Source organism: Pseudomonas sp. Sample_20, assembly GCF_004307585.1.
Classification (GTDB): domain Bacteria; phylum Pseudomonadota; class Gammaproteobacteria; order Pseudomonadales; family Pseudomonadaceae; genus Aquipseudomonas; species Aquipseudomonas atacamensis.
Window position 1 is genome coordinate 1 of the sequence record NZ_RCOA01000067.1, and the last position, 22,281, is coordinate 22,281.

Genomic DNA, 22,281 nt, shown 5'->3' on the forward strand with positions numbered 1-22,281 from the left:
AGTCGGGGCGTAGCGCAGTCCGGTAGCGCACTAGCATGGGGTGCTAGGGGTCGAGTGTTCGAATCACTCCGTCCCGACCATATTTTTCAATGACTTAGGCCAATGTTCACAGCATTGGCCTTTTTCATGTGTGCGAGATTTTCGGGGCTACTCGATCACGCCTGCGACTCGCATCACCAAGTGTTTGGGTTAGTCAGAATGTCCGCTCGTCGAGCAAATAGCACTCTCTGTGCGCTGATCTCCTCTCACTTATTAAGCGCAGCCCCTGCGCCACTGATGGGAGAGAATGATGATCGACGACAACAATGGCCCTGAAGCGCCATATCCGGGACCAAGTGAGCAAAACCCTGACACTGGCGAGGGCCATCATTCCGGCCTGGAGCAAGCTGACTCTGAGCCAAAGCAGGGTACCGACGAACGACCAGAGGACTGGAATCCGCCACCCGGCAATCCTGGTTCAGATCAAGATGCCCAGACGGTCCGAAATAACGGCGGCGCAAAATAGACGCGTCGAATTATTTCGTGTACGAGACCCGGCCATCGCGCCGGGTTTTTTATTGCCACCGAATCCGCTCCCAACGTAGCCGAGATGTATGTGGGGACGGTTATCTGGGTTTTAAGGGCGAAGCCGAGCGGCGCCGTCGCCTGAATGATCAATCCAGGCGCCGGCAACAAGCATGTTCACTCTACGATGCAGATCCAGCGATGGTTGTATCGGTACGGCGCGCGAGTGAAATGAACATCTGAAACCAGCTTCATGCCGCGCTCTTGAAGCGCTTCAGTCAATTGTACGAGTGTCTCTGCCTGGATAGTCATTGCTGTCACCTCGTCAGATTTACTGCGTTCATAATTCTTGACCGAGAGATCAGGCGGCTAATTCATTTTTTCTACAGTGGTCATTAGCGCCGCATAAGCAGGAACGCAGCGTTACTTCGCGCCAACTACCTCACCCCATTCAAGCCCGAACCGCCCCAGATACTTCCTCAAGCGATCGGCATCATTGGGTTGCGCCTTGGCCTGCCGGGAAACCCCGAATAACTGTCGGCCGGCATCCGACAGGCTGTCCGCCTGCTGGCACACCTCAATGACAGCCTTCAATTGCAAGCGATCGAACAAGTCCATGCTCTCGCCATCTCCTGGCAACTCAGTCGATAGCGCAGAGGGATGCGCCAAGCCCCACGCATATCGCAATCGTTCGATCTCATCATCGACCTGCGCTTCATCGATGCGCCCGCTGTCGGCCAAAGTCGCCATCCGCGTAATCGATGCGGACAGCTCGCGAAAGTTGCCCAGCCAGGCTGCTGCAGGTGAGCTGGCGAAGGCCAGGTAGCGTCGGCGTGCTTCGAGATTGAAGCGCACCCGTTCACCCTGTTCTCGAGCATGGCGTTCCAGTTCGAAGTCGATGTTCGGTTCGATGTCCTCGCGGCGGCCGGCGAGGCCGGGCAGGTCGAATGTCCAGAGGTTGATCCGCGCATACAGGTCCTCGCGAAACGCGCCTTCGGCGACCCGGCTGCGCAGGTCGCGGTGGGTGCCAGCGATGATCAAAAAATCACTCTCGACTTCCTTGTCCGAGCCCAGCGGGAAGAAGCGTTTCTCTTCGATTGCTTTCAACAGCATCGCTTGTTCGTCTGCGCCGAGCTCACCGATTTCATCGAGAAACAACATGCCACCATCGGCGGCGCGCAGCAGGCCATCGCGAGAGTTCTGCGCGCCGGTGAAGGCGCCTTTGACGTGGCCGAACAAGGCCGACATCGCGCCGTCGCCACGCAAAGTGGCGCAGTTGACTTCGACAAAGCGTCCCTGCATCTGATGGCGATTGCGTTTGAGTTCGTAGATGCGCCGCGCCAGGAAGGATTTGCCGGCGCCGGTCGGGCCGATCAGCAGCATGGGGGCTTTGGAGCGCAGCGCAACGCGCTCGATCTGTTCAATGGAGCGGTTGAAGGCCGGGTTGCGCGTGGCGATGCCGGACTTGAGAAATTCCAGGCCTTCCAGACGTTTGCTGGCGAAGCGTGAAGCAATCCGATCATAGCGCGACAGATCGAGATCGATCAGCGCGTGAGTGCCACAGGCGGGCTCGTTCTCGCTCTTGCGCTTGGCTGGGGAGGTCTGGATCAGTCGGGCCGGCAGGTAGCGCGCCTCGGCGAGCAGAAACCAGCAGATCTGTGCGACGTGGGTGCCGGTGGTGATGTGGACGAGGTAATCCTCGTGCTCGGTGTCAAAGTTGTAAGCAGTGGTGAAGTCGTGCAGGGCGCCGTACACCTCTTCGAAATCCCAAGGGTTGCGCAGCGACATTGGATGCAGGCGTACTTCGGTGCTTGGAGAAATCTGCTGGATGTCCGCTCGGACGCGCTCGGCGAGGCTGACGTCGCGCGCGTCGAGGCCGTGAATCAATTCAAGCCGATGGATAGGGAGGTCTGTTTGTTGGCACAGACCTACGCTTGGTCGCCAATAATTCCACCGGCTGGCGCCTTTGCCGACACGATCCAGGGTGGCTCCGATAAATCCGATGGCGACCGTGCGTTTGTTGGGCATGCTTATCTCATAAGATAAATGACGATATGCAATGATAATTTTGCTGGTCTGATTTGTCTTCCATAGATTACCGATACTCGTCGCATCAGAGAATAAAAGCTAATAAAATCAAAAACATAGCAGAAACAACCATAGCCGCATCCAAAGCTGGCACAGCGGCTGCAATGCTGATGGAAACGAACATGGACACCAAGATATGAAAGACCAAACCTACCAGCTTCTCGAAGTCGCCAACGGCAAGCCCATCAAACTCTGGACCGAAGGTGTCCCGGTTGAAAACGAAGCCCGCGCACAGTTGATGAACACGGCAAAAATGCCGTTCATCTTCAAGCATCTGGCGGTCATGCCCGATGTGCACTTGGGCAAGGGCTCGACAATTGGCAGCGTGATTCCAACGGTCGGCGCGATCATTCCCGCAGCGGTGGGCGTCGACATCGGTTGCGGCATGATCGCTGCGCGTACGTCGCTGACGGCTGCAGATCTGCCAGACAACCTGCATGGATTGCGTACTGCAATCGAACAAGCGGTGCCGCACGGCCGCAGTTCGAATCGTTCGCGGCGAGACAAAGGCGCCTGGGACGAGGTTCCGCAGCAAGCCGATCAGGCCTGGGCGGGGTTGCAGCCGCGCTTCAAATTGATCACCGACAAGTATCCGAAACTGGCCAATACCAACAACCGGGCACATTTGGGGACGCTCGGCAGTGGCAACCACTTCGTCGAAGTGTGCCTGGATGAAGCCAACCGTGTCTGGTTCATGTTGCACAGCGGTTCGCGTGGCGTCGGCAACGCTATCGGCAACCTGTTCATCCAGATGGCCCAAGCCGATATGCGTCAGCACATTGCCAACCTGCCGGACCGTGACCTGGCCTATTTCGAAGAGGGCAGTCAGCATTTTGATGATTACGTCGAGGCGGTTGGCTGGGCGCAGGACTTCGCCAGACAGAACCGTGAACTGATGATGCGCGCAGTGATTCAGGCCACGCGGCAGATCATCCATAAGCCTTTCGAGGTCGCGCTCGAAGCGGTCAATTGCCATCACAACTACGTGCAGAAGGAACGGCATTACGGTGAAGACGTGCTGATTACCCGCAAAGGCGCCGTGTCAGCGAAGAAGGGCGAGCTGGGGATTATTCCGGGCTCGATGGGCGCCAAGAGCTTCATCGTTCGCGGTCTGGGCAATGAAGAATCATTCAGTTCCTGCAGCCATGGCGCCGGGCGCACGATGAGCCGCACGAAGGCCAAGAATACCTTCACCGTCGCCGATCAGATTCGCGCCACGGCCCACGTGGAATGCCGCAAGGACGAAGCGGTGATTGACGAAATTCCGATGGCCTACAAGGACATCGACAAAGTCATGCACGCCCAGCGTGAGCTGGTGGAAGTGCTGCACACCCTGCGTCAAGTGGTGTGCGTCAAAGGATAAGGAACTGCGGCGCTGGCGAGAGCACGTCATCGTTCAATACGCCGGTTCATCACGGCTGAGCTGAAGCGCGAATGACGAACTTTGGTCAAAACTCAGGAAGACCCACGACGGCTAAACGGTACCTCAGGAACACCGTCGGGCTGTACGCGTAAGGAATTGCAATGAAACAAGATGTAATTGAACTGGACGGTGCCATTGGTGGTGGCCAGGTGTTGCGCAGTGCGCTGAGCCTGTCGATGGTGACAGGCCGGGCGTTTCGTATTAAACAGATCCGCGCCAGACGCAGCCGTCCGGGATTGCTGCGTCAGCATCTGACAGCCGTGATGGCGGCGGCCGAGGTTTGTGGTGCAGAGATATCTGGTGCGCATCTGGGGTCGCAAGCCCTGAGCTTCGAACCGGGCGAAATTCGCGGAGGCAACTTTCAGTTCGCTATTGGCACGGCGGGCAGTTGCACGCTGGTGCTACAGACGCTGTTGCCAGCCTTGTTGCAGGCGCCGCAGGCCAGCCGAGTGACGATCTCCGGTGGCACCCACAATCCGCTGGCACCGCCGACGGATTTCCTCTCGCGCAGTTGGCTACCGCTGCTGCGGCGCATGGGCGGCGATGTCGAGCTGGAGTTGCTGCGTCATGGTTTCGTACCGGCTGGCGGTGGCGAGATTGCCGTGACGGTGCAGCCGTCGCGCCTGACGCGACTGGATGTGTGTGAGCGCGGCGAGGCGATTTCACGGCAGGCTCTGGCGCTGACTGCCGGACTTGCGCCTACCGTCGCTCAGCGAGAACTGAGCCAAGTGGCCAAGCGGTTGAACTGGCTTGCGGAGGCGCTGCAAGCGGTGACGCTTGATCCGGCGCGCGGCCCGGGCAATGTATTATTGCTGGAGTACGTTTTCGAACACGTCACTGAAGTGTTCAGCGCATTTGGCCAAGTGTCGTTACGCGCTGAGAAAGTAGCGGATGCCGCGATCAATCAGGCTGCTGACTGGCTGCGTAGTGGTGCTGCGGTGGCTGAGCATCTGGCCGATCAGTTGCTGTTGCCGATGGCGCTGGCCGGTGGTGGATCGTTCACCACGCCGCGCATGACTGATCATTTGCGCAGCAACATTGAAGTCATCCAGCTGTTTTTGCCCGTCCGTATCGATTGCCAGGAGGGGGGCGGTGATCGCTTGCGGATAGCAGTTTCACAAACTCATTAGTAGCGACCTGCGATCCCGAAGGCAGTCGCAAAACTTCACTGAGAGCGCCACTAGCCTTCAGCCATTAGCACATCCGACCTAATTGCCCCTGTTCCGGCTCGACCTTAAAGTCCTGTCGCTTGGCAGCTGACTGTCAAATTTTTCCGGTACAAAATCAAAAAGGTCGATCTGCAATGAACTCATCAAGGACTATTCCGGTTCTCGCTTTATTCGCAACAATGGTCCTCGCGGTCACTGGATGCCAGACCGTAAAGCCGGGGGAGAGTGATCTCAAGAATCGAGCACAGACCACCATCGGCAAACCCGTGATCAAGGTTTCCAACATCCGCAGCGACTTCAATACAACGTTCTACACCGCTCAAACCGAGAATGGCGAATATACCTGCGAACTACCGAGCGGTCCGATGGTAGCTCTGGGTTCCATGGGCATGGGACTTGGCGCTCAGTGCACCAAACAATGACGAACCAGTCTCTTCGCCGCTAAAAAAAGGCCAATGTCGATGACATTGGCCTTTTCTCTTTAGCGAATACTCGGCGCAGATCAGTTGGTTTTCGAGTTCAACTTGCGCAGTTCTTCATAGGTCGCCGATTGCACGAACCAGAAGCCGGAGACGATGCACCAGCCCAGGGTGCCGCCTACGAACATACCTAGACCCGAGAGAAAGCTCTGGCTCATCATGAAGAGGGAAACGATCAGGATGACCGCCAATGCGATGTAGAGAACGATGTTGTTGACGCCGATGACGAAATCTTTCATTTGCATTCCTTGGATGTATTTTCCTCTGGCCGCCCTCTATGGCGGCCAGTGCGCGCATCATATTGATATCACCCGGTGTTGCGCTAGTTTCGGTGTCGGATTTTCGTTACTAAAAGCGAAACCACTCTTACTGAGCGGGTTTTTTATCCAAGTCTTCGGAATCGCTCGACGTCGCCGCATCCTTCTCTGTCTCATGCGGCTCTGATCCCGCGTTGGCGCCTGAGGACTCTTCGCCTTTCTTGTTCGCCTTCTCGTCATGGTCGCGAGAGCTTTCTGCATGATTGACGCCGGGCAGGGCCGTGGCAGGGGTGGCGGCGCCCGCGGTGGATTCGGCTGCCGAAGCGTGAATCGGGCCGATCAGGCACAGGCTGAAAAACGACAGGGCGAAAATTTTCTTGTTCATCACGTGGGCCTTCTGCGCGGTGGGATGTACAGCGTTGGATAGGCCTGTCTGGCGAAGGTGCGCGGTATTGGACGAACGGCGAATTTCACCCTGATGAGAAAAATCCTGAGAGCAGGCAAATTGCTGGCCCCCAGAGACATTTCGCCCCGGCAAAATCGCCTTTTTTCAAAAGGTTAGGTTGGCTTATGCGGACGATTGTCATCACCGTTGCGATGCTTTCCCTGGCTTTGATCGCCTCGGGAGTGCAGGCAAAAGAGTTAAGCAAGGGCCATCGCTTTGCCTGCACTTGGGGCTCGGATATCGCTGCCGGGGCGCAGCGATCAAAATTGTCAGGAGTTTCACTGTATGGCGCGCGCAAGCAATTGCAGGTTCGCCGGTTCCAGCAGCCTTGGATGCGCATGACAGCGATGGGGATTACCGAGCAGACCTACAACAGCAGTTCCAAGCTCAAACCGGCAGCGGTCAAGCAGACCTATTATGAGCAATGCGTACGCCATGAGTTGGCTCGGCGCTGATGCCTCTTTATCCAGCACTGGTAACACAGCTTAGGAATCGCCAGAACCCTTGGCGACTGCCGGCCCGGCCACCCGCGGCAACGGCTTGCTCTGCATCAACGCATCCAGTGCCTTGCGATACCCCTGACCGCCAAGCGCCATGCTGTTGTTGTGCGTTGCTCCGGGCACCAGCAACAGGCGCTTGGGCTGCTCGGCGGCATTGAACAGCTGCTCGCTGAAGCGCGGCGGCACGAAGGCATCAGCCAGGCCATGCACCACCAAAAGCGGCATATGAATATCGGCGATCTTGTCGATGGAATCGAATTTCTGCGACAGCAACCAGCGCACCGGGAGCGAGGTGTTGGCCACGGCGGCGGCCACATCGGCCAAGGAAGTGAAGGTTGATTCGATGACCAGACCGCGAACCGGCAGAGGTGTGTGGTTGCGGGCCGCGTTCTGTCCCAGTTCGGCCGCCAGATCAATCGCCACCGCGCCACCGAGAGAGTGGCCGTAGATCAGGCGCTTGTTCGGGTCCGGTTGCAGCAACTGGAAGCGCTCCCACGCCACGCGGGCATCTTCATAAACGCTGCTTTCGGATGGTAAATCACCCTTGCTTTGTCCGAACCCTCGATAATCGATGGCCAGCACTGAATAACCCGCCGCTCGCAGTTGTTCGATGCGAAACAGTTGCCCGGTGAGGTTCCAGCGCACGCCATGCAAGTAAAGGATTGCCGGGGCATTGGCACGTTCCGCCGGCCACCACCAGGCATGGATGTTCTGCCCGGCCTTGAAACTCTTCGGTTGCAGATCGAGTTCCTGAACGCTGCCGGGCAGTCCGCGATACCAGCCGGCGGTGCCCGGCTCGATACGGAACAGCAGTTTGCGCTCGGTGTGTTCCAGCACCGCACAACTCGTCGGCACGCCAATGATCAGCGCGGCCATCATGGCGAATGCCAAGCGGCGGCGTCGCAGACGAGTCAGGAAGGACAGGAACATTAATCGTTTCACCACGGCGCAGACAAAGAACGCTTTTTAACAGATGCCTCGGTCTGCGCGTGATTATTTTCGACCACCGTGCATGTGCAACGATTACAAGATGCTGCAATCACTCACGCCACTTGCAGGACGATCTTGCCGATATGATCGCCGCCCTCCATGCGGGCATGGGCCTGAGCCGCGTCAGCCAGCGGGTAAACCTTGTCGATGATCGGCAGGCAGCGCCCGGCGCTGAGGGCAGGCCAAACGTGTTCTTGCAGTTGATCGGCGATCGCGGCTTTCTCCGCAGCGGTACGCGCGCGCAGCAGCGAACCGGTGACCACCGCGCGTTTGCCGAGGATCGCCAGCAGATCGATGTCGTTGGCGCGGGCGCCGCCGAGGAAACCGAGCATCACCAGTCGGCCGTCCATCGCCAGTGCGCTGATGTTGCCGTTCAGATACGAGCCACCCATGATGTCGAGAATCACGTTCACGCCTTGATCTGCGGTCTTCTCGGCAATGACTTTGGCAAAATCTTCTTCCCGATAGTTGATCGGCTGCCCGCCAAGTTTACTGATTGCGGCGCATTTTTCAGGACTGCCGGCGGTGGCGAACGCCTCAATACCGAATTCACGACAGAGCATCAGCGCGGTGGTACCGATGCCGCTGGTGCCGCCGTGAATCAGCACGCGCTGGCCGGCCTTGGCACCGCCGAGGCCGAACAGGTTGGCCCAGACGGTGAAAAACGTTTCCGGAATCGCGGCGGCCTGGACCCAATCGACTCCATCCGGCACAGGCAAAGTCTGGCCGGCTGGCACCGCGCAATACTCGGCGTATCCGCCGCCATTGGTCAGCGCGCAGACCCGATCGCCGACCGCGAAACGCGTTACTCCAGCGCCAACCGCGACCACTTCGCCAGCCACCTCAAGTCCGGGAATCGGGTCCATCCCGGGTTTCATCGGATATTTGCCGGCGCGCTGCAAGGCATCCGGACGATTGATGCCGGCAGCGTGAACGCGGATAAGCACTTGGCCTTCGGCAACGGTAGGCAGAGGCACGCGCCTGGCTTGCAATACTTCAGGGCCGCCGGGTTCGGTGATTTCAATACGGGTCATTTCGTTGGGCAGTGACATTGTCGATTCCTGTGAAAAAGGTCGTGTAGATGGGAACGCTGGCAGCGCGCAATGATTCCCTTCAGTTCGCCGCGCAACGGGGTTCAGTTGTAGAGGGCAGCCAGCGCATGGCTTGCTCCAGCAGTAGAGCGACGACGATCGCGCCAGCGGCGATCACAAACAGCAGCGTGTGCTGGCCGCCCGAGGCATTGAACAATGCCGAATAGGCAAACCCGGCCAGCGCCTGAAAGGTTGCGAATGACACAGTGGCACGGCTCCAGGCGATCTGCTGACGGTGATGCGACGGCACCAGTTCATGCACCCGGGCCAAGGCCAGCGGCACGATGCCCGGCGGGAAAGAGCCGAGAATCACCGCCAGTAAAGCCAGCGCCAGAAATGAATGGGAGACGGCAAGCAAACCGAGGGCGATGGCTTGCACTACCAACACCAGTCGAATACCAGTACGGGCGCCAAGCTGGTCGGCCAGAAAACCGTACGTCACCGGCCCGACAATCGCCCCCAAGCCATACATGACCCAGACCATCGCGCCGATATGCGCCCCGGCACCCAATCCACGCGCTACGTAATCCACCAGAAACACCATGGCAGGCACCAGCCCGGCGGCCATGAACGCGTATTGAGCGAATAACAGGTAGACGCCCGACGGTGTTGGCTCATCAGTCGACGTTGCGTGCGCAGCCACGGCATGCGTGGTATCCGCAGGCCAGCCGAACCAGCTCACCGCGGTCAGCAACAACGCCAGCGCGCCCAGTCCCAGCCATGTTGCCTGCAAGCCAAGAGTCAGCAGTGGCGGCACGATGGTGCCGGAGCCGGCAATCCCCAGGCCGATGCCAAGGAAGATTGCGCCACTGGCCAAGCCTCTGCGAGAAGCCGGAACGTGAGGCAGCACGGTTGCCGCCACCAGCACCATGATCGCGCCACCAGCAATCCCGGAGAGCAAACGCCAGCCGAAGAACCAGCTCACCGACAGCGGATAAGCACAGGCAAAAAATGCCGCCGTGACTACCAGCATCATCAGGCGCAAGGCGTTGCGGTTGCCTGTTCGGTGAGCCATGGGCCGACCGAGCAGGGCGCCGATCAAGTAGCCGACCAGATTGGCCGCGCCGAGGTAGACGACATCATTGGCCGAAAACCACTGCGCCTGAATCAGCGAAGGGATCAATGGCGTGTAAGCGAAACGCGCCAGACCAATGCTGACCAGACTGGCGCAAAGCCCGGCGAAGATCGGCAGCCAGATGCCGGAGGAATTTGCAGTACGCATGATAGCGATCTCACAAGAGGTGTATGGCGCTCAGCTTATCGGCTATCGTTGCTGCGCATACGCAGCGATTAAGCGGCACAATGATGCAAAAATGCTTCAAAGAGGATCCGTATGAATTGGGATGATGCGCGAGTGTTTCTGGCGGTCTGTCGCGAGTCGACATTGCGCGGGGCTGCGCGTGTTCTGGGCGTCGATCAGGCCACGGTCGGACGGCGCATTACTGCGCTGGAGAAGGCATTGAGCGCGACGCTGTTCCTGCGTACCTCCGACGGTTATGCGCTGACCGCCGTTGGTGAAACGGCGCGTAAAAGTGTGGAAAAAATGGAGCATTCGGCGCTGGAACTGGAGCGACACATCCACGGGCTGGATGACCGTCTGACCGGTAACGTACGGGTCAGCACCACCGACTCGATGGCCATTGACTTCATCATTCCGGCGATGGCACGCCTTCATGATCAACATCCAGATGTGCAGATCCAGCTGGATGCGTCGACGCAAATCCTCAGTCTGGCCAAGCGCGAGGCCGATATCGCGGTGCGCAATACCCGGCCGGATAACCCTGATCTGATCGCTCGACGAATCGCCCGTTGGCCTGTAGGACTTTTCGCAGCACAGGCCTATGTCGATCGCCATGGAGAACCGCAGCCCGGCAGCGCTTTCGAGGGCCATGATCTGGTGGTCTATCAGCCGTACTTACAGAGCAAAAAAGACCTTACGCTGGTCTCTGAACCGTTGACCCGCGGACGCATCGTCACCACGCTCAGCTCCAGCCTTCTGGTGCGCCGCTCGATTGCCGCTGGCCTCGGGGTAGGCGAGATACCTGTTTACATGGGCGAACGCGATGGTCTCGTCAGACTCTGGCCGGAGCGGACCCGGCCGCAGCCGTATGAAGTCTGGCTGGTCACCCACGCCGACCTGCGTCACACCGCGCGGGTACGGGCGGTCATCGAGCAGATCGTTGAGGCTTTTGCGCTGGAAAACGAATAAGTGGTTCAGGGTTTTGCCGAGGCTACAACTGCTGACGAAACAGCCTACGTCCGAGGCAGAATGGGCCGGCTTGTTGTAGGCAGTGATGAGTTCTATTGTGACTGCAGCTCGATGCGAACCTCAGTTACGCATCGAAACGAAGAGCCAGGGAAGGCCGCGTAGCCATAGAAAGGTGCCGAATTGAAAATCAGGGAAGTGAATCAATATGCGGTCACGGACAGATCGAATGCAGGGCGGGACAGGCAAACCATGAGCAGCACAAGTCGCGAAGAATTCGATGCCAGGATAGAGACCATCGAGACGAGGATGGACGGCCGCGTGGCAGAAATGCGCGCCGACATTCGCGGGTTCCTGGCTGCTCAGGCAGAGCGGGACAAGGTCTATCTTGAACGGGACAAGGCACTACAGGAACGGGACAAGCGTTATGACCTGATGTGGATGGGCGTGCAGAAAATTGCCGACGAATCGCGGGAAGCGATCAGGCAGGCATCGACGGTAAAGGCCAATTACTGGGCGGCCACCACTGTGCATTTCCTCGGCGTGGCTTCCTTGCTGGTTGGCGCACATTTCGCCAATCAGGCGGCGGTGTTGACCACCATACAGACCACGCTGGCAGCGATTCAGATTGGCAAAGAGGTATCGTCACCCAAACCTGTCGTACAGCCCTCAACAGTGCCGCCGCAATAAAAAACGGCCTTCAGTGGAAGGCCGTTCTGCGTCGCGCCAGATCATGGCATTTCCGGCAACTCCTGAGGGCGCAAGTCGAACACCAGCACTTCGGCATCGATACCGTTGCTCAAAGTGAGCAGCTGTTCTTCACGAACCCGCACGCCGTCGCCTTCCTGCAAGGCTTGGCCATTGAGTTCGACGTTGCCACGCGCAACGTGGACGTAGGCGTAACGATTGGCCGGCAATTTCAGCGTGGCACTCTCGTTGCCGTCGAATAATCCGGCATAGACCCGCGCATCCTGACGGACTTTCAGAGAACCGTTGCTACCGTCCGGCGAGATGATCAGTTGCAGGCGACCACGTTTTTTCTGCGCGCTGAAGTGTTCCTGTTGATAGCGCGGCTTGGCGCCACTGACATCCGGCACGATCCAGATTTGCAGAAAGTGCACGGGCTTGGTGGCCGAGTGGTTGAACTCACTGTGCGCCACGCCGCTGCCGGCACTCATCAATTGCACGTCCCCGGGACGGATCACCGAGCCAGTGCCGAGGGTGTCCTTGTGTTCCAGCGCGCCTTCGAGCACATAGGAAAAGATCTCCATGTCGCGGTGCGGGTGCTGGCCAAAACCTTTGCCTGCCGCGACCCGGTCATCGTTGATCACCAGCAGATCGGAGAAACCCTGTTCACGCGGATTGCGGTAGCTGGCGAAAGAAAAGGTGTGAAACGACTTCAACCAGCCGTGATTGGCGAGGCCGCGATCGGAGGCTTTGCGAAGAGTCAGCATGATGAAATCTCCTGGTTGGACGTGAATTCGTCCGAGTGAGGAGAAGGTTACTGGTTACCTTGGGAGGCAATAAGTAGATGGAAATTGAAAGACTGTCCGGATCAGGTTGACAGTTTTGCGTTATGGTTCACGCATTCGAACACGCTCATGACGACACAGTCGGCCATAATGCCCCGGCCGTAGCGTGCGTATTGACCCTTGAATATGTGTGATGCCTCCCATGAAAACCGTGGCAATGGTGCTGTTCCCCGACTTTCTGATGCTCGACATGGCCGGGCCGCTGGAAGTGTTTTCAGTCGCCAACCGTTATCTGAAACCTGATTTGCACTATCAACTGACGACACTAGGGACGGAGCGCGGCTTGCTCAAGGCTTCCAATGGTGTACAGGTTCAGGCTGATCTGCACATCGACGAGGCGGCCGAGCGCTATGACCTGTTATTGGTGCCCGGCGGCCCCGGCGCCTATAACCAGAGATTTCCCGAGCTGTTTGGCTGGCTGAAGCAAGCCGTGCCGCGCGCGGAGCGTTACGGTTCGATTTGTACCGGCGCATTCATCCTCGGCCATGCCTGCCTGCTTGATGGTTATCGCGTCACCACGCACTGGAACTACACCGAGCGCCTGATCAAGGCTTTCCCGAAAACCACGGTGACCACCGACCAGATCTACGTTGAGGATCGCAATCTCATCACTTCGGGGGGCGTAACCGCTGGCATCGATCTGGCGCTGGCGGTGGTGGCCAGGGATCACGGCAAGAAAATCGCCCAGGACGTCGCCAAGGTGTTGTTGGTGGTCATGAAGCGTCAGGGCGGGCAAGCGCAGTTCAGCCCGTTGATGGCGGCAGTCTCACCGCAAGAAACGCCCATCACCCGCGCGCAGAATTACGTACTTGAACACTTGGATGAGCCCTTCACAGTGGAGCGCATGGCCGGATTGGCCAATATGAGCGCACGGCACTTTGCTCGCCTGTTTGCTCGTGACATCAACATGACGCCGATGGAGTTTCTGCAGAATGCCCGCATTGACTGCGCGCGAAACCTGTTGGAAACCAGCGATCTGCCACTGAAAACCATCGCCTACAAAAGTGGTTTCGGCAGTGTCCGGCACATGCGCTCGCTGTTCGCCGAGAAGCTCGGTCTTACGCCGTTACAATACCGCGAACAGTTCAGCTAGAGCGGTTGTGTCCGTCAGACGCAGCCGGATGTCCGTGCTGCGTCGGCTCCGGCGGTTGTATCGTCACGCAACAGTGCCAAGATGTTTGGCATGAATAATCACAACGACACAAGCCAAGGTTCGGTGCTGCGTTTTGGCCCTTACGCCTTTCATGTGCGCCAACGTCTGGTCCTTGAAGGCGAGCAGCCGCTACGCATGGGCGGGCGCGCCATGGATATTCTGCAGGTGCTGCTTGAATACGCGGGGCAGGTGGTCAGCAAAGAGCAGTTGATTGCTCGTGTGTGGCCGACATCGATCGTCGAAGAGATCAACCTGCGGGTGCACATCGCAGCGTTGCGCCGCGCACTGGGTGACGGCATAAACGGTCAGCGTTTCATCATTCACGTGGCGCAGTGCGGCTACAGCTTTGTCGCCCCGGTGGAGCAGGGCACCAGTGATGCGCTGACCATGCCCGCTGCCGCGCTCACGCCCCTGCACAATCTTCCGGCACGACTGACGCCAGTCAGTGGGCGCGACGCCCTGATCGGTAGTCTGGTTCGACAAATGCCGGTGTGCCGCTTGATGACCATTACCGGTGCGCCGGGTGTTGGCAAAACCACTGTGGCACTGCGCGTGGCGGAGTTGCTGCTGCAATACTTTCGTGATGGCGCCTGGTGGGTCGACCTTGCCAGGCTCGAAGATGACAAACCCTTGCTCGACCACCTGTTGCACACCCTGAACGCAGACTTTTTCACACTGACGGGCCGGCACGCCTTGTTGGTGCTGGATAACTGCGATCACCAGCGCGACAGTTGCGCGGCTCTGGTAGAGACCCTGTTGCATGTCGCGCCTCGCCTGTCGATTCTGGTCACCGGCCGCGAAGCCTTGCACATTCCACAGGAAGCCGTTCATTACGTGCCGCTGCTGGCGATTCCCAAGCGCTCGACATTGAACACCGTCGAAGAAACCATGGGCTATCCGGCGGTGCAGTTGTTCGTCAATCGCGCGCGAGCGCGGCAACAGGGCTTCAGTTTGCGTCAACAGGATTTGCCAGGTGTGCGCGAAATCTGCCGCCAACTGGACGGTCTGCCGCTGGCGATCGAGCTCGCCGCTGCGCAGATCGACGCGCTGGGCTTGATCGGCTTACAGGCCCAGGTTGAAAACGGTCTGCAGTTGCTTGGCCAAGGCCGGCGCACCGCGGAACCACGCCATCAGTCGATGGCCGCTGCGATCGATTGGAGCTTCCAGTACCTGACGGAAATGGAACAGCGTGTGCTGCTGCGTCTGTCGGTGTTCAGCACGGGCTTTACTCTGGAGGCTGCGCTTAGCGTGATCAGCAGCGTGGATCTGGCGGGATCCAGGTTGAGCGCAATTATCGAAGGGTTGGCGCGCAAGTCGTTGCTCATTCAAGAACCCAACCGGGCAACGGCGCGCTATTGGATGCTCAACACCGTACGCCGCTATGCTCGTGATCGCTTTGAGCGCAGCGACGACAGGCTCGAACTGCAACAGCGTCATGCGCGCTATCTCAGCCGCACGCGCAATGCGTCAGGCCGGGCACTGCTCGCGCAGGCTGTCGAGTAGCAGGCGGACCTTGCGCAAGTCCGGTGTGGCGTAGCCTTCGGTGAAGCGCTGGTAGAGGGGGCTGAGCAAATCCAAAGCTTCGCGATGGCGGGACTGGCGTTGCCATAGCTGAGCAAGGTCCGTGGCGCTGCGCAGTTCCCAGGCCAACGCGCCTTGGCTTCTGGCGATGGTCAGCGCTTGTTGCAGGATTTGTTCGGCTTCTCGGGTTTCAGCGGTGTCTGAGCAGGCCGATTCGCGAGCAGGCTCGCTCCCACAGGAAACAGCGCACAACTCGGAATTTGCGCCCGACACCGACCCCTTGTGGGAGCGAGCCTGCTCGCGAAGGGGCCACTCTGAACCCTTCACTAATGCCGCCGCCCGTGCCCGCAGTATTTCCGCTGCACTCCATCCCGCATCGCCATTGCGCGCGCGCTCCACCAGTGCCTCATCGACAAAACGCTCATCCAGCGTAACCATCACTTCCCGGATCAGACCGCTGCTCTGCGTCGATATCGGCGCGGGATTATCCGGATCGATCACCTGCGCGTAGTGCCGCGCCCAATTATTGAACAGCAGCACCGAATGCTTCTGCGACTGCTCCAGCAACAATTGCAGGAGCGCGCGGGCGTTAGCAGCGTCACCGTTGTAATGGGCGATCAGACAACTGGCCAGCGCCAGGGTGTAACAGATCGATGTGCCATGGTCGATCTGCACGGCAATATCCAGCGCCTGCCGTGCCGCGCGCCATGCCTGTTCTGGCAGACCCTGCAACCACAGCACGCGAGCCAGCACCGTCAGCGAAGCGACGCTTTGGTCGTACTGCACGCCAAAGCCATGGGTGAAACGATTGAGATGGCCGCTGTGGGCCATGCGTTGCAGCACCTGCTCGGCATGTACGCGGGCCTGCGGTTGGTCGCCGGCATAATGCAGGGCCAGCACCCGCAAGCGATGCGTGCTCAGCGACAGCAATGGCTCGCCGTGCACGCCGATGCGATCAAATTGCTCACTCTGCGCCAGCGCCATGCGGTAATGCCCGCAACTCAGATTGACCGCCATATGCCCCGATATCGCCCGCAGTTGCCCGGCCAGATCGCCGTGTTCTTCGGCTAAGCGGCAGGCGTCGACGAAGGCCTGGATGGTTTGGGGCGTGCCGCCCCAGGTGTGGTAGCTGGCGCTGCCGAGCGCCAGTTTCAAGGCGATTTGCAGGCGAGGGCAGGGCGGCAGGAGCGAGCCTGCTGGCGAAGCCTCCAGCAGACTCAGTGACCGGCGCACATAGCGGCTGTAATCGCGCAGCAACGACAGCTCCTGCCACAACGGTGCCGACGCGGCTGCCAGTTGCACACCCAGCTCATCCGGGCCCGGCCCGTCGAGGCTCCAGTCCAGCGCCGCGCGCAAATCCTCCAGCCCCCTGGCATAGCGCTCCATCCACAATACAGTCGGAGTATTGTCCCAATCCGCTTGCGCCTGCTGCATCAATGTCAGGCAGCGCTCGGCGTGGCGTTGGCGGGTTGCGCTGAGCTCGTCGGCCTGCTCGAGTTTCTCCAGTGCGTAGTGGCGCGTGGTGTCGAGCAACCGGTAGAAAACATCTTCGTCACCCACTTCGACGCTCAGCAGGGATTTCGCCACCAGTTGCGTGACAGCGGTGAACACCGCGCCGGGGTCGATCTGTTGGCCGATGACCACCGCTGCCGCCGAGGCGAGCGTGAAGCTGCCGCGGAAAATTCCCAGTCGCCGCAGACAGGTTTGCTCGCAGGCGTTGAGCAGGTTGAAGCTCCAGTCCATCGTTGCGCGCAGGGTCAGGTGGCGCTCGGCGCTGCTGTGGTGTCCGGCCGACAATGGCGGCAAACCCTCGCGCAATTGCTTGAGCAATCCGTCCATGCCCAATTCGCTGACCTGCGCGGCGGCCAGTTCCAGAGCCAGCGGAATGCCGTCCAGGCGCTGGCAGATTTCAATCGCTTGCGGCAGCTGTGCAGGGCTCAGTTCAAAGCTTTCCCGCGCCGCGGTCGCGCGCTCGACAAACAGTTGCAGCGCGGCAAAGCCCAGCGCCTGAGCCGGCTCCATCGGCGACGACATGGACGGGCATTCGAGCGTTTCCAGACGCTGCACGAATTCGCCCTCAGCACGCAGGCTCTCGCGGCTGGTGGCGAGAATATGCACTTTGGGCGCGCCGCGCAGAATCTGCTCGCTGAGCGACGCGACCGCATCGATCAAGTGCTCGCAGTTGTCGATCACCAACAACATTTGCCGTTCTCGCAGGCCGTCGACCAGACTAGCCTGCGCATCGCCTTCTGGCGCGGACAGATCAAGCAGCGTCGCCAGATGCGAGCCGATCAGCGCGGGATCGGCGATGGGCGCCAAGTCCACCAGGCGGATGCCGTCGCGATACTGGTCGAGCAATTGTTCGGCGACGCGCAGGGCGACGGTGGTCTTGCCGATGCCGCCGGGACCGACCAGAGTGATGCAGCGTCGGCGCGGCAGTTGCGCGATCAGGTGATCGATCACGGGCTGGCGCCCAATCATCCGCGTACGACGCAGCGGCAGGTTGTGTCTGGCGACGGGCATCGCCGGTTTTTGTTCGATGCTGTCGAGCACGATCGGTGCGACAAAACTGTAGCCGCGCTGCGCCACGGTGACGATGTAGCGCTGGCCGTTCTGTCCGTCGCCCAGCGCCTTACGCAGCGCCGCCATGTGCACGCGCAGGTTGATGTCTTCGACGACGCTGTCTGGCCAGACCCCGGCCATCAATTGCTGTTTGCTCACCACTTCACCGGCGTGGGCCAGCAAAATCAGGAGGATATCCATCGCCCGCCGTCCCAGGCGCAAAGGCTGTTGGCCTTCAAGTAGCAATCGTTGCCCGGGATGAATCCGATAGGGGCCAAAGGCAATGGCCTGATTCGGGGAAAAGCTCAACAGCGCGCTCCTGCGGTGATGCGGCGGACAGGGCGAATCAGTCCCTGGCGCATGCGCAGGCCGTCTGATCCGGGGTGTCCGGGCATAATCCTCAGGTTTGAGCATCAGTGCAACGGGTGGCGTAACGGCAGCAGTCAAAACACCGCAGGCTGTGCTGCGGTGTTTTTCGGCTTGCCCATGACTCGACAGCGCCAGGCGAAGGGGTTGATGCCCTCGCTGCGGGTGAACATGTGGCAGAAGTGCGCCTGATCGCAGAAGCCGCATTCGAGGCTGATTTGCGTCAGGCTCAAGTCGGTGTGCTGGATCAGCAACTTGGCCCGGGCCAGGCGCTGGGCGCGGATCCAGTCCTGTGGCGACAGGCCGGTGCTGCACTTGAATGCGCGGGAGAAATGACTGCGCGACAGTGAGCAGGCACGGGCCAGTTCAGCCACTTCGAGACTTTCGCCCAAGCGATCGAGGATCAACTGTTTGATCTGGCGTTCGCGCTGCGGACTGAGTCCGCCAGTCGTGTTTTTACGCGGTTCGCTGGCAGGGGCGAGGGCGACGGTTTGCTGTAGATAAGCCATGGCCAAGGTCCGTGTCGGTGGGGAAGGCACGGTCGGCGCATTCCCTCAGGTCAAAAAAGCAACGCTGCGCAGAGGGCTTCATTGTTGGGCGATGCCTTGAGGCTGACGAGTTAATCGTTGTTAATTTCCTCGCTCGGGCTGGAACTCAGCACATCCTTGCAAGTCAGCGCCGGGCACTTTGCGCGACGATGTCGACAAAGCGCGGCCGCCGTTGGCCAGGTTTAAAGGGGAATGCAATGAAAGGCTTGGTGAAAGCAGCAACGGCCCTGGCGGTCGTGCTGGCAATGTCCAGCGCGATGGCGCAGGCACCGCAGGTTGGTACTCAGGCGCCGGGTTATTTCCGGCTGGCTGTCGGCGATTACGAAGTCACCGCGTTGTTCGACGGTTACAACGATTTGTCGCCAAAGTTGTTGCAGGGCATGAGCCAGAGTCAGATTCGCGCGCTGCTTGCGCGCCGTTCGATTGAAACCCCGGGCGTGCAGACGGCGTTCAATGCCTTTCTGGTCAACACTGGCAAACAACTGATTTTGGTCGACACCGGCGCAGGACAGTGCATCGGCGCCACCGCAGGCCAACTCTCGGCCAACATGCAGGCCGCCGGTTACAAGCCTGAACAGGTCGACACGATTCTGCTGACGCACCTGCACCTCGATCACGTCTGTGGTCTGGTCGATGCAGAGAAGAAGCCGCTGTTCGCCAATGCCACCGTCTATGCGGCCAAGGCCGAGGCCGATTACTGGCTTGATCCGGCAGCACTGGCCAAGGCTGCGGCCGGCGCCAAAGAGTTTTTCAAGATAGCCCAGGACTCTACGACGCCCTATGTTGCCGCTGGCCGCTTCAAGACGTTCGCCGCCGGGCAGTCGCCATTGCCGGGACTGGTCGAAGCAACCCTCGAAGCAGGGCATACGCCGGGCAGCACCACCTACCGCTTCACCTCGCAGCAGCAGAGCATCGTGTTCATGGGCGATCTGGTGCACAACCTCGCGGTGCAGTTCTTGCACCCGGAAGTCTCGATCGGTTTCGACGTCAACAGTCAGCAAGCGATCGCCAGTCGGCAGGCAGTGTTCAGTGCTGCGGCCGCGAGCAAGACCTGGGTGACGGCAGCGCATCTGCCGTTCCCGGGCATCGGCCACATCACCGCCGAGGGCAAACATTTCCAGTGGGTGCCGGTGGAGTACGGCCCTTACAAACGCGCGGCGAAAGTGCCGTTGATCGAGTAAAGTGCCCAGCGCCAGTGGCAAAAAGCGTCTGACACCGATAAGGAAACCACGCCCATGAACCGTAACGATCTGCGCCGCGTCGACATGAACCTGCTGGTGATTTTCGAAGCGTTGATGTTCGAAAAGAACCTGACCCGCGTTGCCGAAAAACTGTTCATGGGCCAACCGGCGGTCAGTGCTGCGCTGGGGCGCTTGCGTGATCTGTTCGACGATCCGTTGCTGCTGCGCAACGGTCGCGGTATGGAACCGACGGCGCGGGCGCTGGCGATCCTCAAGGAGCTGCAACCGGCGATGGACGTGATTTCCGGCGCGGTCAGCCGCGCCAAGGAATTCGAACCGGCGAGCAGTTGCGACGTGTTTCGCATCGGTCTGTCGGACGATGCCGAGTTCGGTCTGTTTCCGCCGCTGTTGCGCCAGCTTCAGCAGGAGGCGCCGGGGATTGTCGTGGTGGTACGCCGCGCCAACTACCTGTTGATGCCGGCGCTGTTGGCCTCTGGAGAAATCTCCGTGGGCGTCAGCTACACCACGGATCTGCCGGCCAATGCCAAGCGCAAGAAGCTGCGTGATATTCCCTGCAAAGTGCTGCGCGGCGACGACCGTCCGGGGCCGCTGACGCTGGACGAATATTGCGAACGTCCGCATGCAATGGTGTCGTTCTCCGGTGATCTGAGCGGCAATATCGACCTGGATCTGGCCAAGATCGGCCGCTGCCGCCGGGTGGTTCTTGGTGTGCCGCAGTTCAGCGGCTTGCGCGCCTTGCTCGCCGGTACCGAGATGATCGCCACGGTGCCGGATTACGCCGCCTGTGCCCTTGTTGAAGGCTGCGCCCTGCGTGCCGAAGATCCGCCATTCCCGATCGATGCCGCGCAATTGTCCATGGCGTGGAGCGGGGTGCACGACAACGACCCGGCAGAGAAATGGCTGCGCTCGCGGATCAGCCAGTTCATGGCGGCGCCGCTGGATATTCCGGCGATATAAATCCCGCGCCGATCTCAGATGCTGATCGTTCCCACGCGCAGCAAAGGAATGCCTCAACGGACGCTCCGCGTTCGGCGTTGGATGGGACGCGGAGCGTCCCGAGCTGCATTCCCACGCAGAGCGTGGGAACGATCAAACGCAGGGAATTCCGTGGTCTGAAAAGCAACTAAGCACACCCATCCAATTTCTCCCGCGCCGGCCTTGGCATGATTCCCGTCAATGACATTCAAAGGGTCGGGTCATGATTGCTACGAGGGATGAACAGGCGCGCGACATCGGGTTGCTATTCCTGCGGGTCAGCGGCGGGTTGTTTCTGTTGTGGGTGCACGGCTTGCCGAAGTTGCTGGACTTCACCGCGCAGCTGCAACTGATCGAGGACCCGTTCCATCTCGGCGCCCACCTGACCCTGATCCTGGCGATTTTCGCCGAAGTCCTCTGCCCGTTGCTGATCGTCGCCGGTGTGCTGGCGCGTTTGGCCTGCTTGCCTATTCTCTTTGTACTGCTCGTGGCGCTGCTGGTCGTGCATCCGCAATGGAGTGTGGCTGAGGGGCAGTTTGGCTGGTTGCTGTTGATTCTTTTCACCACCGTATTGATCGCCGGGCCCGGAAGGCTGGCGATTCCTGTTCGTTTGCCCGGAGTGCTGCGTTATGCCTGAAGTCCTCAATTCACAAGCACCGGGGGCCGATGAGACCGTCACGTTGATCATCAAACACTCGGTCAAGGCCGGTTTCGAATCGGCGTATGAAGCATGGCTGCGCAACATCGTGCGCGTCGCCGGCCAGCGCGAAGGGCATTTGGGTGTGGACGTGGTGCGCGGCAAGCGCGGGCGTCTGGATTTCTACACGTGCGTATTGCGCTTCAGCTCCACCGAAGCGATGCAGGGCTGGCTGGAATCCTCCGAGCGTCAGGCGCTGGTGGCTGAAGCCGCACCGATGCTGGCCGACGGCGATCAGACCGAAGTCGCGCCGGTCAATGAATTCTGGTTCACACCGCTGGCCGAAGCCGGCTCGCCACCGCCGCGCTGGAAGCAGGCTGTCGTCACGCTGTTGGTGATTCTGCCGCACACCCTGCTGGTGCCGCTGATCTGGGGCCCGCTGCTGGCGCTGCATCCGCTTCTGTCCAACTACGTGGTCGCCACGTTCCTGATTACCCTGACCATCGTCCTCTCGGTGGTCTACGTGGTGATGCCGCCGGTCACCCGTTTGTTTACCCCGTGGCTGGAAGCCAGTCAGGCCCATGAACACCTCGATTCCCAAGAAACCTCGCCGCGTTGAGCGGGGTTTGCTTC

At 59.8% G+C, this 22,281-nt stretch carries 22 protein-coding genes and 1 tRNA gene; 14 read left to right on the forward strand and 9 right to left on the reverse strand.

All coding sequences use genetic code 11. The annotated features are described in order from the left end of the window. Nucleotides 1-3 precede the first annotated feature (3 nt). Both D8U70_RS14695 and D8U70_RS14700 read left to right on the forward strand, forming a co-directional pair. Nucleotides 4-80 (forward strand) — tRNA-Pro (locus D8U70_RS14695). Between the two features lie 209 nt (nucleotides 81-289). Further along, entirely contained in the window at nucleotides 290-505 is a 216-nt protein-coding gene (locus D8U70_RS14700) for a hypothetical protein (protein WP_130929165.1), read from the forward strand. A 422-nt stretch (nucleotides 506-927) separates the two neighbouring features. On the opposite strand, the gene rtcR is transcribed toward D8U70_RS14700, so the two are convergent. Beyond that, nucleotides 928-2,532: an RNA repair transcriptional activator RtcR gene (gene rtcR, locus D8U70_RS14705; protein ID WP_122747220.1), complete on the reverse strand. Its 1,605-nt coding sequence runs from the start codon at nucleotides 2,530-2,532 to the stop codon at nucleotides 928-930. Nucleotides 2,533-2,728: 196 nt separating this feature from the next. On the opposite strand from rtcR, the gene D8U70_RS14710 reads away from it, so the two are divergent. The 3 genes from D8U70_RS14710 to D8U70_RS14720 all read left to right on the forward strand — a co-directional run bounded on the left by D8U70_RS14710 (nucleotide 2,729) and on the right by D8U70_RS14720 (nucleotide 5,606). Beyond that, nucleotides 2,729-3,955 carry an RtcB family protein gene (locus D8U70_RS14710; RefSeq protein ID WP_130929166.1) on the forward strand — a complete coding sequence of 409 codons (1,227 nt, stop codon included), beginning with the start codon at nucleotides 2,729-2,731 and terminating at the stop codon, nucleotides 3,953-3,955. A gap of 161 nt (nucleotides 3,956-4,116) precedes the next feature. Beyond that, complete coding sequence (gene rtcA / locus D8U70_RS14715) at nucleotides 4,117-5,145, forward strand: RNA 3'-terminal phosphate cyclase (RefSeq protein ID WP_130929167.1); 1,029 nt, start codon at nucleotides 4,117-4,119, stop codon at nucleotides 5,143-5,145. A 173-nt stretch (nucleotides 5,146-5,318) separates the two neighbouring features. Beyond that, complete coding sequence (locus D8U70_RS14720; RefSeq protein WP_038861489.1) at nucleotides 5,319-5,606, forward strand: hypothetical protein; 288 nt, start codon at nucleotides 5,319-5,321, stop codon at nucleotides 5,604-5,606. 80 nt (nucleotides 5,607-5,686) lie between these two features. Here D8U70_RS14720 and D8U70_RS14725 read toward each other — a convergent pair whose 3' ends face one another. Then, nucleotides 5,687-5,902: a hypothetical protein gene (locus D8U70_RS14725; protein ID WP_016774063.1), complete on the reverse strand. Its 216-nt coding sequence runs from the start codon at nucleotides 5,900-5,902 to the stop codon at nucleotides 5,687-5,689. Between the two features lie 127 nt (nucleotides 5,903-6,029). Beyond that, nucleotides 6,030-6,305, reverse strand: a complete 276-nt coding sequence (locus D8U70_RS14730) for a hypothetical protein (RefSeq protein ID WP_024012416.1) — start codon at nucleotides 6,303-6,305, stop codon at nucleotides 6,030-6,032. Between the two features lie 185 nt (nucleotides 6,306-6,490). Between D8U70_RS14730 and D8U70_RS14735 the strand changes: the two genes are divergently transcribed. Further along, nucleotides 6,491-6,820, forward strand: coding sequence for a hypothetical protein (locus tag D8U70_RS14735; RefSeq protein ID WP_024012417.1), 330 nt, complete (start codon nucleotides 6,491-6,493; stop codon nucleotides 6,818-6,820). Between the two features lie 30 nt (nucleotides 6,821-6,850). Here the strand turns inward: D8U70_RS14735 and D8U70_RS14740 are convergent, their stop codons facing one another. The 3 genes from D8U70_RS14740 to D8U70_RS14750 form a co-directional block, all read right to left on the reverse strand. Next, on the reverse strand, nucleotides 6,851-7,795 hold the full coding sequence (locus D8U70_RS14740) for an alpha/beta hydrolase (protein WP_130929168.1): 945 nt from the start codon (nucleotides 7,793-7,795) through the stop codon (nucleotides 6,851-6,853). A gap of 113 nt (nucleotides 7,796-7,908) precedes the next feature. Further along, nucleotides 7,909-8,907 (reverse strand): NAD(P)H-quinone oxidoreductase, encoded by a 999-nt coding sequence (locus tag D8U70_RS14745; RefSeq protein WP_073474259.1) that lies wholly within the window; start codon nucleotides 8,905-8,907, stop codon nucleotides 7,909-7,911. Between the two features lie 61 nt (nucleotides 8,908-8,968). After that, nucleotides 8,969-10,168: a YbfB/YjiJ family MFS transporter gene (locus D8U70_RS14750; RefSeq protein WP_130929169.1), complete on the reverse strand. Its 1,200-nt coding sequence runs from the start codon at nucleotides 10,166-10,168 to the stop codon at nucleotides 8,969-8,971. Nucleotides 10,169-10,279: 111 nt separating this feature from the next. On the opposite strand from D8U70_RS14750, the gene D8U70_RS14755 reads away from it, so the two are divergent. Next, nucleotides 10,280-11,155 (forward strand): LysR family transcriptional regulator, encoded by an 876-nt coding sequence (locus D8U70_RS14755; RefSeq protein ID WP_130929170.1) that lies wholly within the window; start codon nucleotides 10,280-10,282, stop codon nucleotides 11,153-11,155. A 249-nt stretch (nucleotides 11,156-11,404) separates the two neighbouring features. Further along, nucleotides 11,405-11,842 (forward strand): hypothetical protein, encoded by a 438-nt coding sequence (locus D8U70_RS14760; RefSeq protein WP_122707128.1) that lies wholly within the window; start codon nucleotides 11,405-11,407, stop codon nucleotides 11,840-11,842. A 41-nt stretch (nucleotides 11,843-11,883) separates the two neighbouring features. Here the strand turns inward: D8U70_RS14760 and D8U70_RS14765 are convergent, their stop codons facing one another. Beyond that, on the reverse strand, nucleotides 11,884-12,606 hold the full coding sequence (locus D8U70_RS14765; protein WP_130929171.1) for a pirin family protein: 723 nt from the start codon (nucleotides 12,604-12,606) through the stop codon (nucleotides 11,884-11,886). A gap of 220 nt (nucleotides 12,607-12,826) precedes the next feature. On the opposite strand from D8U70_RS14765, the gene D8U70_RS14770 reads away from it, so the two are divergent. Both D8U70_RS14770 and D8U70_RS14775 read left to right on the forward strand, forming a co-directional pair. Further along, nucleotides 12,827-13,777, forward strand: coding sequence for a GlxA family transcriptional regulator (locus D8U70_RS14770; RefSeq protein WP_122707072.1), 951 nt, complete (start codon nucleotides 12,827-12,829; stop codon nucleotides 13,775-13,777). A 90-nt stretch (nucleotides 13,778-13,867) separates the two neighbouring features. Continuing rightward, the gene (locus D8U70_RS14775) at nucleotides 13,868-15,340 is read left to right on the forward strand and encodes a winged helix-turn-helix domain-containing protein (RefSeq protein ID WP_130929172.1); all 1,473 of its coding nucleotides are present in this window, start codon (nucleotides 13,868-13,870) and stop codon (nucleotides 15,338-15,340) included. Here D8U70_RS14775 and D8U70_RS14780 read toward each other — a convergent pair. Then, the gene (locus D8U70_RS14780) at nucleotides 15,305-18,229 is read right to left on the reverse strand and encodes a winged helix-turn-helix domain-containing protein (protein ID WP_130929173.1); all 2,925 of its coding nucleotides are present in this window, start codon (nucleotides 18,227-18,229) and stop codon (nucleotides 15,305-15,307) included. The two genes, D8U70_RS14775 and D8U70_RS14780, sit on opposite strands and share 36 nt — an antisense overlap. Before the next feature lie 134 nt (nucleotides 18,230-18,363). Continuing rightward, nucleotides 18,364-18,795 (reverse strand): AraC family transcriptional regulator, encoded by a 432-nt coding sequence (locus tag D8U70_RS14785; RefSeq protein ID WP_130929174.1) that lies wholly within the window; start codon nucleotides 18,793-18,795, stop codon nucleotides 18,364-18,366. A 236-nt stretch (nucleotides 18,796-19,031) separates the two neighbouring features. Here D8U70_RS14785 and D8U70_RS14790 point away from each other — a divergent pair, with 236 nt between their 5' ends. The 4 genes from D8U70_RS14790 (at nucleotide 19,032) to D8U70_RS14805 (ending at nucleotide 22,267) form a co-directional block, all read left to right on the forward strand. Then, nucleotides 19,032-20,015: an MBL fold metallo-hydrolase gene (locus D8U70_RS14790; protein ID WP_130929175.1), complete on the forward strand. Its 984-nt coding sequence runs from the start codon at nucleotides 19,032-19,034 to the stop codon at nucleotides 20,013-20,015. Between the two features lie 54 nt (nucleotides 20,016-20,069). Then, complete coding sequence (locus tag D8U70_RS14795) at nucleotides 20,070-20,993, forward strand: LysR family transcriptional regulator (protein ID WP_122707082.1); 924 nt, start codon at nucleotides 20,070-20,072, stop codon at nucleotides 20,991-20,993. 241 nt (nucleotides 20,994-21,234) lie between these two features. Further along, nucleotides 21,235-21,648: a DoxX family protein gene (locus D8U70_RS14800; protein WP_024012430.1), complete on the forward strand. Its 414-nt coding sequence runs from the start codon at nucleotides 21,235-21,237 to the stop codon at nucleotides 21,646-21,648. Beyond that, nucleotides 21,641-22,267 carry an antibiotic biosynthesis monooxygenase gene (locus tag D8U70_RS14805; RefSeq protein ID WP_041478579.1) on the forward strand — a complete coding sequence of 209 codons (627 nt, stop codon included), beginning with the start codon at nucleotides 21,641-21,643 and terminating at the stop codon, nucleotides 22,265-22,267. Before D8U70_RS14800 ends, D8U70_RS14805 begins: the two co-directional genes overlap by 8 nt. The last annotated feature ends 14 nt before the right edge of the window (nucleotides 22,268-22,281 follow it).

Coding starts and splice junctions, on each gene's coding strand:
- D8U70_RS14800 (WP_024012430.1), top strand. CDS start 21,235: ATGATTGCTACGAGGGATGAACAGGCGCGCGACATCGGGTTGCTATTC.
- D8U70_RS14765 (WP_130929171.1), bottom strand. CDS start 12,606: ATGCTGACTCTTCGCAAAGCCTCCGATCGCGGCCTCGCCAATCACGGC.
- D8U70_RS14805 (WP_041478579.1), top strand. CDS start 21,641: ATGCCTGAAGTCCTCAATTCACAAGCACCGGGGGCCGATGAGACCGTC.
- D8U70_RS14750 (WP_130929169.1), bottom strand. CDS start 10,168: ATGCGTACTGCAAATTCCTCCGGCATCTGGCTGCCGATCTTCGCCGGG.
- D8U70_RS14720 (WP_038861489.1), top strand. CDS start 5,319: ATGAACTCATCAAGGACTATTCCGGTTCTCGCTTTATTCGCAACAATG.
- D8U70_RS14775 (WP_130929172.1), top strand. CDS start 13,868: ATGAATAATCACAACGACACAAGCCAAGGTTCGGTGCTGCGTTTTGGC.
- D8U70_RS14740 (WP_130929168.1), bottom strand. CDS start 7,795: ATGTTCCTGTCCTTCCTGACTCGTCTGCGACGCCGCCGCTTGGCATTC.
- rtcA (WP_130929167.1), top strand. CDS start 4,117: ATGAAACAAGATGTAATTGAACTGGACGGTGCCATTGGTGGTGGCCAG.
- D8U70_RS14745 (WP_073474259.1), bottom strand. CDS start 8,907: ATGTCACTGCCCAACGAAATGACCCGTATTGAAATCACCGAACCCGGC.
- D8U70_RS14735 (WP_024012417.1), top strand. CDS start 6,491: ATGCGGACGATTGTCATCACCGTTGCGATGCTTTCCCTGGCTTTGATC.
- D8U70_RS14790 (WP_130929175.1), top strand. CDS start 19,032: ATGAAAGGCTTGGTGAAAGCAGCAACGGCCCTGGCGGTCGTGCTGGCA.
- D8U70_RS14710 (WP_130929166.1), top strand. CDS start 2,729: ATGAAAGACCAAACCTACCAGCTTCTCGAAGTCGCCAACGGCAAGCCC.
- rtcR (WP_122747220.1), bottom strand. CDS start 2,532: ATGCCCAACAAACGCACGGTCGCCATCGGATTTATCGGAGCCACCCTG.
- D8U70_RS14770 (WP_122707072.1), top strand. CDS start 12,827: ATGAAAACCGTGGCAATGGTGCTGTTCCCCGACTTTCTGATGCTCGAC.
- D8U70_RS14785 (WP_130929174.1), bottom strand. CDS start 18,795: ATGGCTTATCTACAGCAAACCGTCGCCCTCGCCCCTGCCAGCGAACCG.
- D8U70_RS14760 (WP_122707128.1), top strand. CDS start 11,405: ATGAGCAGCACAAGTCGCGAAGAATTCGATGCCAGGATAGAGACCATC.
- D8U70_RS14755 (WP_130929170.1), top strand. CDS start 10,280: ATGAATTGGGATGATGCGCGAGTGTTTCTGGCGGTCTGTCGCGAGTCG.
- D8U70_RS14730 (WP_024012416.1), bottom strand. CDS start 6,305: ATGAACAAGAAAATTTTCGCCCTGTCGTTTTTCAGCCTGTGCCTGATC.
- D8U70_RS14725 (WP_016774063.1), bottom strand. CDS start 5,902: ATGAAAGATTTCGTCATCGGCGTCAACAACATCGTTCTCTACATCGCA.
- D8U70_RS14700 (WP_130929165.1), top strand. CDS start 290: ATGATCGACGACAACAATGGCCCTGAAGCGCCATATCCGGGACCAAGT.
- D8U70_RS14795 (WP_122707082.1), top strand. CDS start 20,070: ATGAACCGTAACGATCTGCGCCGCGTCGACATGAACCTGCTGGTGATT.